The organism is Collinsella sp. D33t1_170424_A12 (genome assembly GCF_015554865.1).
Lineage (GTDB): Bacteria > Actinomycetota > Coriobacteriia > Coriobacteriales > Coriobacteriaceae > Collinsella.
Window position 1 is genome coordinate 1 of sequence record NZ_JADNJJ010000143.1, and the last position, 7,720, is coordinate 7,720.

The window sequence follows — 7,720 nt, forward strand, 5'->3', positions numbered from 1 at the left end:
CCGCCCCCGCTAGCGGGGAGGGCCGGCGCGGCCGGGCGAGTTGCCGGCGCGGCCGGGCGGGGTGGCTGCTGGGAGGGCCGGCGCGGCCGGGCGGGGGCTGCCGGGAGGGCTGCGGGGCCGGGCGGGGTGGTCGGCCGGGCCGGGCGCTCGGCTGAAATCGGCCGCGAGGCGCGCATGGCGCGGCCGGGCGGGGGCTGCCGGCGCAAAAGCGCGCAAATGTACGAAAATATTTGGAGGTGCCGGATACAGGCATTTTTCGCTGAAGAAACCGCAGGTAAATCGCGTGTAAACTGTTGGATACTTTGGGCTGTCGGAAAAAATCGTACATTTGCGCAATGACCGGGCGTTCTCCATGGGGTCATTGCGTCCAGGGAGGTCAAAATGAGCGAAAACGGTGCTGGCGACGGGCGCGCTTCGGATGCGGGGGTCGCAGCGGAGCGGCTTGCGGCGTTCGAGGCGTTCGCGCAGGATGTGCGCCGCGACCTTGCGCAAGTCGGCGACCGCATGGCCGGCTTGCGCGATGCCGGGAAGACAAAAAGCGCAACCTACCAGCAGCTCTTTGCCATGCGGGCAACGCTTCGAGAGATGGATCGACGTCTGCGCGACTACGGTCTGTAGTTCCAAGATGCTCGGTGTCGCGGCGGGTGCGCGCCGCAGCCCGCACGGTATTATGGTGGGGCGCCCATCGCTTGCGCGGGGCGGCGCGAAGGGCGTCGCGTGCGCGCCATCGGTGCGCCCGCACGCTTTGTCCAGCGGATGAGGAAGAGGTCCCATGGAGTCGCTTTACAGGAAATATCGCCCGCTCACCTTCGAGAGCGTGGTGGGCCAGCAGCATGTCGTGTCGACTCTCGAGCACGCGGTGTCCGAGGGGCGCTTGGGCCATGCCTACCTGTTCTGCGGGCCGCGCGGAACGGGCAAGACCACCATGGCGCGCATCCTGTCCAAGGCGCTGCTGTGCGAGGGGGCCGAGGCCGCGCGCGCCACGGGCGCATCGGGCTGCATGGCCTGCGGTAGCTGCCCCGAGTGCGAGGCCATCGCCGCCGGCACGCATCCGGATGTGTACGAGCTCGACGCCGCGTCGCGCACGGGCGTGGACAACGTGCGCGAGGAGATCATCAACTCCGTGAACTTCGCACCGGTGCGCGGCGCGTACAAGGTCTACATCGTCGACGAGGTCCACATGCTTACCACGCAGGCGTTCAACGCTCTGCTCAAAACGCTTGAGGAGCCGCCGAGCCACGTGGTGTTCGTCCTGTGCACCACCGATCCGCAGAAGCTGCCCGAGACCATCCTGTCGCGATGCCAGCGCTTCGATTTCCACCGCATCTCCAACGAGGATATCGTGGGCCGCATGCGCTTCATCTGCGAGCAGGAAGGCTTCTCGTACGACGACGAGGCGCTCGAGATCGTGGCGCGGCATGCGCGTGGCGGCATGCGCGATGCGCTGTCGACGCTCGAGCAGCTGTCGGTCTTCGGCAACGGGTCGGTTGCTGCGGACGATGCGCGCTCGCTGCTGGGCGAGGTGGCGTCGACCGTGCTGGCCGAGTTCGCCCGCGCGATTGCCAAGCGCGATGTGGTGGGGCTGTTCGGGCTCATCCGCACGCAGGTGGAAGATGGCAACGACCTCATGGAGCTCACGCGCGACCTGGTGGCGCACCTGCGCGACGTGTACGCGGCGCGCCTGGTTGGCGGTGCGTCCGGGGTGATCGACGGCACGCCCGACGAGGTCGAGGAGCTCGTTGCCGAGGCGGGGCTGTTCGAGAGCGCCGATCGCGTGGCGCGCACCCTCACGGCGCTCGACGACGCTGCGCTGGAGATGAGGAACGCGAGCGATACGCGTTTGGTGCTGGAGGTCGCGTGCACGCGTCTGGCGCGGCCCGAGGCCGACCTCACGCTGGAGGCGCTGGCCGAGCGTCTGGCTCGGCTCGAGGCCCAGGTGGCGTCCGGCGTTGCGGCTGCCCCCATGGCGTCGATGCCCGGCGCTGCTCCCGCTGTGGGTGCGGGGGCCGCGCCCGCTGCCATGGCGGGACGGGGGTCCGCGGTGGCCACCGGCCGACCGGCCGGCGCGGCATCGGTCCGGAATGCGGCCGGCCCGGCTGCGCCGACCTCGCGCGCCGCTGGACCGGCTGCCGCGCCGCAGTCCGCGTCGGCCTCCGGGGCGCTTCCGTGGGAGCGCGGCCCGCATGCGACGCCCGTGCCCCAGGCGGCCTCGAACCCGCGTCCGCGTGCAGCGACTTCGCCGGCGCCCGTTGCCGGGACGCCCCGGCCGCACGCGGATGCCTCGGCCATGGCCGGCGGTATGCAGGTAGCCGCGCCCGCGCCCGCGGCCGGTGCGGCCCGCGCGACTTCGCCTCAGCCTGCACCCCGGGCGTCCGTCGCTTCGCCTGCGGCGACAGCCGGGCCCGCTGCGGCGGCGTCCGTGCAGCGGGGTCGTGTAGCCGCGACGACGTCCTCTCCTGCGGTCGGCGGCGGCGCAGGGGCCTCCGCCTCCGCGCCCGCGGCGAAGGATGCTGGGGAGCTGCAGCGCAGGTGGGGCGCCGTGGCGAAGCGCGTGTCGGCGCAGAAGGCGAACGCGGCGGGGCTGCTTTTCCATGCGCGCGCGACATCGGACGACGGCACCGTGCTCACGGTGACGCTGCCCCCCAAGTCCGATTTCGCGTATAAGATGCTGGCGCGCGAGGACATTCGCGCCCTTCTGGTACCGGCGGTGAACGAGGAGTTCGGCACTCGCACGCTCGAGATCGTGATGGAGGGCGCCGCGCCCGCGCCGGCTCCGACGGCCAAGGCTGCTGCGGACCCGGCTCCGGCTGCGCCCAGGCCCGGTGCGCCGGCTGCCCGGGCGGCCGTGGACTCGGTGCCGGCTGTCGAGAGGGCCGCGGGCCAGGCACCGGTTGCGCCCGAGCCCGTTGCCCCCGAGTCCTCCGCCCCCGCCGCGCCCGCTGCGCCCGGCTCCGCCACCCCCGCCTCGGCCGCCGCGCCCGAGCCCGCTGCCCCCGCTGCGCCCGGGCCCGCCGCGCCCGCTGCGTCCGGGTCCGTCGCCCCCGCGAAGGCTTCGCCTGAGGCCGCTGTGCCGAATTCCGCGTCCGGCTCCGCCGCATCTTCCGGAGTCCCGGCGCCCGCCGTTTCTGCCGGCGAGGACACGTCTGCATCCGCGGCTTCAGCTGGCGATGCGGCGCCCGCTGCCATCGCCGATCACACGAGCGGACCGACGGTGGTGCCCGAGCCCGACATCGATGCGCAGCGCCGTGCATGGGAGGACGAGCAGGTGCCCTATGACGATGCGACCATCGCTGCGTACGAGGTCGATTCCGAGGTTCCGCCCGTGAGCGTTCCGGATGCCCCGACGTCCGCCGCTTCTGGCGAGCGGCCCGCGGTGGGTTCCGACTCGGCCGCTGGCTCCATGAGCCCCCCGCAGTCGACGGCGACGCCGAACCCCGCTCCTGCGGCGGCACCCGGGGCGCTGCCCTGGTCGTCCTTCACCCCGGTGGCCGAGGACGTTCCGCAGAACCAGGATGAGGCCAAGGAGATGATCAACAACATCTTCGGCTCCGGTGTCGTCTTCAAGCCGACCGAGTAATCCGTCCGCGTTTCGATTCGCTCTTCCCGCGCCCCCGTTTCCGCGTATCCAACGGAAACGGGGGCGCTTTGCGTCTGGCGGATACGACGCTTTTGGGGCCGATGGATATGTGGGCGCGGTTTGGGTGTGGAAAGACGAAGCCGACGGATGCGACGCTTTTGGGGCCGATGGATATGACGCGTTGCACTCTGTGGACACGTTGCTTCGGGCTGCGTGCGCATGCCCTGAGCGGGCTGGCTTCCGTTGCCGTCAGGAATGCGCGGGGGCTGCCGCGTTGTTGCCGCGGGACTGACGGCGGGAGGGTGTCGGGTCCCATTCCGTTTTGACCGCGTGGCGGTTGCCGTCAGGAATGCGCGCGGGGGCGGGACGCCCGTCGGAAAGCCGGCGCTAAGCCGGAGGCGGACCCCCGTTGCCGTCAGCAATGCGCTCGGGAGGTCGGATGCCCGCCGGAAAGCTGACGTTAAGCTGGCGGCGGAGCCTGTTGCCGTCAGGAATTTGCGCGGGAGAGCGCGCCGGCGCCGGATCTCTGACGCCGCGCTCGCGATGCCGCGCAAATATCCCGCCACCGCTGCTGTTCTGCCGTCTTTACCGTCACTTTTCCGCGATTGGCATCGCTTCGCGTCAGCAATGCGCGCGGGCAGCCATGTTGCCGCCGCGGGTCTGACGCCAAGCCGGCGGCTGGCTTCCCTTCTCGTCGGGAATGTGCGGGAATGGCCGCGTTGCTGCCGCGGGGCTGACGGCAGGAGGGTGTCGGGTCCCATTCCGTTTTGACCGCGTGGCGGTTGCCGTCAGCAATGCGCGCGGGAAGCCGGATGCCCGCCGGAAGGCTGACGGTACGCAGGCGGCGGAGCCCCGTGCCGTCAGCAATGCGCGCGGATGGCCGGATACCTGCCGGAAAGCTGACGCTAAGCCCGCGGCGGCGCCCCGTGCCGTCAGCAATGCGCGCGGAAGCCCATCCGTTCGTCCTTGCGCATGTGACAGAGCGGTGCGCGCTGCGTCGTCGTGCTGCGGCCCGTATCCGCCGCGTGGTACCATTTGCACGGTTTAGCAAGCGCGCCCTGCGGGCGCCGGTTACAAAAGGAGTCTTCATGGCTGGCATGAACATGCAGGAAATGATGAAGCAGGCGCGCAAGATGCAGGAGCAGCTTGCCGCCGCGCAGGAGAGCATGAAGGACGTCACCGTGGACGCCTCGGCGGGCGGCGGCATGGTCAAGGCCACCGTCAACGGCGACCTGGAGCTCGTCTCCATCACCATCGACCCCGACGCGCTCGATCCCGAGGACGTTGACCTGCTGCAGGACATGATCGTGGCCGCCGTCAACGAGGCCGTGCGCGGCGTGGGTGAGGTAGCCAGCAAGCAGATGAGCTCCATCACCGGCGGCCTCAACATCCCGGGCATGCCGTTCTAAGACATGTCGGCAAACCGCAGTCTACAGATTCTCTTGGATGAGCTGGGCAGGCTTCCGGGTATCGGACCCAAGTCGGCCCAGCGTATCGCGTACTACCTGCTCGAATCCGACGCCGAGGAGGCGCGCCGCCTGGCGCACGCCATCCTGCGGGTAAAGGAGCAGGTCCATTTTTGCAGCCGGTGCTTCAACTACGCCACCGAGGACGAGTGCGCTATCTGCGAGGACGTCACGCGCGACCGCGCGCGCATCTGCGTGGTGGGCGAGCCGCGCGACGTCTCGGCCATCGAGCGCACCGGTACCTATCACGGCCTCTACCATGTGCTGGGCGGCGTGATCAGCCCTATGGACAAGATCGGCCCCGAGCAGCTGCGCGTGCGCGAGCTCATCGCGCGCCTGGGCGCCGAGGACATCGAGGAAGTCATCATTGCCACCAACCCCAATATCGAGGGCGAGGCCACGGCGAGCTATCTGGCCCGCACCATCAAACCGCTGGGTGTGACCGTGAGCCGCCTGGCGAGCGGCCTGCCTGTGGGCGGCGACCTCGAATACGCCGACGAGCTCACGCTGGGCCGCGCGATCGAGGCGCGCCGCGCGCTGTAAGGCTGACAGCCGGGGCAGGGCGGCGGTAAGGCCAACAGCCGGCCCGTGCGCTGTAAGGCTGACAGTCGGGTTGCCCGCTGTAAGGCCAACAGCCGCCCCGCGCGCCGTAAGGCCAACAGCCGGCGCCGCGTGCCATGCGGCCGCCTTTCCGTCGCATCCCGGTCTGTCATCCACTTGTTGATCCCAGGAGGTCCTCTATGGCATCGCTTGCGTTCACCGAAGAACTGGTGGTGTGCTTCGACGCGGAGCCCCATACGGTCGAAGAGGTCGAGCGGCTGCTCGCGCGCACGCTGCGCGCTGCCGGCTACGTGCGCGAGGGCTTCGAGCAGGCCGTGGTCGAGCGCGAGCTCGCGTATCCTACCGCGCTCGAGATGGGTGGCATCAACGTGGCGATCCCGCACTGCGACCCGTGCCATGTGGAGCGCGGCGCCCTGTGCGTGGGCGTGTTGCCGGCACCCGTTGCCTGGCCGCGCATGGATGCGCCGAGCGCTACGGCGCCCGTGTCGCTCGTGGTGATGCTCGCGCTCAACGAGGCGGCCGAGCACCTGGAGATGCTCGGCCGCGTGATCGACCTCATGCAGGACCAGGAGCTGGTGGCGCGCATCGTGGCCGCGGAGTCGCGCGCCCGGGTGTTCGACCTGCTATCGCGCCGCCTTTCGGCATAGGCACGCGCCGCACCTCAGATTGGTGCCTGTCCCTAATCCGAGGGGCTTGCGCACCGCGCCTCAGATTGGTGCCTGTCCCTAATCCGAGGGGTTTGGGGCGGGGAGCGGCTGGGTGGAAAATCAGGTACACTGAGTATCATCTGTGACTCAATTTCCATGGAGAAGCCATGATCCTATCAAGCAAGGACGGCGCCGTCCGCCGTGCGCCGCGCCGCCTGCGCCGCGGTGCGCTGCCGTCGTCCCTTATCGGGCTCGTCACCTTTTCGTTTACGGTGCTCGCGTTTTCGACCGTTGCATACACCACGTCGCTGCCGGCGCTCATCCAGGCGGCGCAGCGGGCGGATGACGACAGCCTCTTCTATAAGGCCCTTGCAGGGCTTACCCAGGGCGACGCGCAGGGCGCGGGCGCCGATGCCGGGGCGGCCGCGTCCGGGGATGCCGCGGCGTCCGCGGGGGACGCGGGAAGCGGCTCCGGGTCCGGTAAGCGGCCCGCGCGCGGCAGCATCACGCTGGGCGGGGCGTCCCTGCAGGGTATCATCTCCAATATCGCCGGCAACTCGGTCGAGAAGCCCCAGGCTCCCGATGCCGGCGCCAAGCCCGATGTAGATCCGAAGCCCGAAGGGGGCTCTGAACCCGACGGCGGCACCGGCGGCCAGCCCGGCGGCGGCACGACCGGGGGCGGCGGCACGGACGGGGGCGGCGGCTCGACGGACGGCGACTCGGGCAATCAGGGCGGCGGGAAGCCCGAAGCCTCTCCCGAGGAAGAAGAGCGCATGTACAGCTTCCTGGCGGAGCGCCTGGCGCTCATCGATTCGTACCTGGTGCGCGTGAACGCTGCCACCAGCGGGTTCAACAACGATTGCCTGGGCGCGTACGATGTACGCGCGGCTCACCGTGCGGAATGCATGGCGCTCTGGGAGGAGCTGCTCCTCGAGTTCGATACCGTGGTGAACAAGGCGCCCGCCTACAGCGGCACGCAGTACGTCAAACCGCACGGAAGGATCATCGCCATGTACCGCCTGCTTCGCGACTACATCGGCGTCCTGTGCGAGGCTTGGGACATCAACGTGCCCCTGCCGGATCCCTCGAGCAACATCGATGCGTTCATGGCGCCGATCCGTCTGTACGAGAAGGACGGCGAGAATATCTTCCTTGCGGAGTTCAAGCAGATCTACGAGGGCTTCGTCCTATGAGCGAGCAGCACGACGATATGACGGAGGAGCCTGTATACCGTACGCCGGGTTCGGCCGACGCGACCGACGAGGCTTCGTCGCTCGCCCGTGCCGAACGGGGGCGCACCCGTCGCCTGGACCGCCGCGGTTCCGCGGCTTGGAATCCGTGGGGCCTGTCCGTGGGCATGCACCGCATCAGGCTGGACCAATTCGAAGAACCCTATCGCATGCCGGATGACGAGCGCTCCGCCTATCGGCGCCGCTTCATCACGCTGTTCGCTGACGACGACGCGGCGC

Annotated in this window: 7 protein-coding genes; all 7 read left to right on the forward strand. The window is 69.6% G+C overall.

Annotated elements, in window-relative coordinates:
• Window positions 1-381 precede the first annotated feature (381 nt).
• Window positions 382-618 carry a hypothetical protein gene (locus tag I2E26_RS06150; protein WP_147588146.1) on the forward strand — a complete coding sequence of 79 codons (237 nt, stop codon included), beginning with the start codon at window positions 382-384 and terminating at the stop codon, window positions 616-618.
• 154 nt (window positions 619-772) lie between these two features.
• On the forward strand, window positions 773-3,577 hold the full coding sequence (dnaX, locus tag I2E26_RS09100; protein WP_229056461.1) for a DNA polymerase III subunit gamma/tau: 2,805 nt from the start codon (window positions 773-775) through the stop codon (window positions 3,575-3,577).
• Between the two features lie 1,088 nt (window positions 3,578-4,665).
• Window positions 4,666-4,986 carry a YbaB/EbfC family nucleoid-associated protein gene (locus I2E26_RS06160; protein ID WP_147588777.1) on the forward strand — a complete coding sequence of 107 codons (321 nt, stop codon included), beginning with the start codon at window positions 4,666-4,668 and terminating at the stop codon, window positions 4,984-4,986.
• A gap of 3 nt (window positions 4,987-4,989) precedes the next feature.
• Window positions 4,990-5,586 carry a recombination mediator RecR gene (recR, locus tag I2E26_RS06165; RefSeq protein ID WP_195420028.1) on the forward strand — a complete coding sequence of 199 codons (597 nt, stop codon included), beginning with the start codon at window positions 4,990-4,992 and terminating at the stop codon, window positions 5,584-5,586.
• Window positions 5,587-5,783: 197 nt separating this feature from the next.
• The gene (locus I2E26_RS06170; protein ID WP_195420029.1) at window positions 5,784-6,251 is read left to right on the forward strand and encodes a PTS sugar transporter subunit IIA; all 468 of its coding nucleotides are present in this window, start codon (window positions 5,784-5,786) and stop codon (window positions 6,249-6,251) included.
• A 167-nt stretch (window positions 6,252-6,418) separates the two neighbouring features.
• Window positions 6,419-7,444 (forward strand): hypothetical protein, encoded by a 1,026-nt coding sequence (locus I2E26_RS06175; protein ID WP_195420030.1) that lies wholly within the window; start codon window positions 6,419-6,421, stop codon window positions 7,442-7,444.
• A partial coding sequence (locus I2E26_RS06180) for a hypothetical protein (protein WP_195420031.1) occupies window positions 7,441-7,720 on the forward strand: 280 nt, incomplete at its 3' end. The genes I2E26_RS06175 and I2E26_RS06180, both read left to right, overlap by 4 nt.